Genomic DNA, 267 nt, shown 5'->3' with positions numbered 1-267 from the left:
AAATCCTCTATACCGATAACATCGTGGTTTTTGATGATTTCAGTCGAGATTTTGTCCAAGTAATCTTTTCTAGCATTCTTCATGTATTCATGAATTCTAGCTACTTTTATTCGTTGTTTATTCCATCGAGAAGATCCTTTCATTCTTCTAGAAAGAATACGCTGTGCTTTTGCCAACTTCTCTTCTAATGATCGAAAAAACTTCGGATTTTTATAGGTTGTTCCATCTGACAAAATGGCGAAATCTTTTAGTCCTACATCTATTCCA

General features: G+C 34.1%; 1 protein-coding gene. It reads right to left on the bottom strand.

The features are described from left to right. On the bottom strand, nucleotides 1-267 hold a 267-nt coding region (locus JDS92_RS30245; RefSeq protein ID WP_199633057.1), incomplete at both ends, for an RNA-guided endonuclease InsQ/TnpB family protein.

The organism is Bacillus cereus group sp. N12 (assembly GCF_016483575.1).
GTDB classification, from domain to species: Bacteria; Bacillota; Bacilli; order Bacillales; family Bacillaceae_G; genus Bacillus_A; species Bacillus_A toyonensis.
This window is presented reverse-complemented; position numbering and strand designations above follow the sequence as displayed.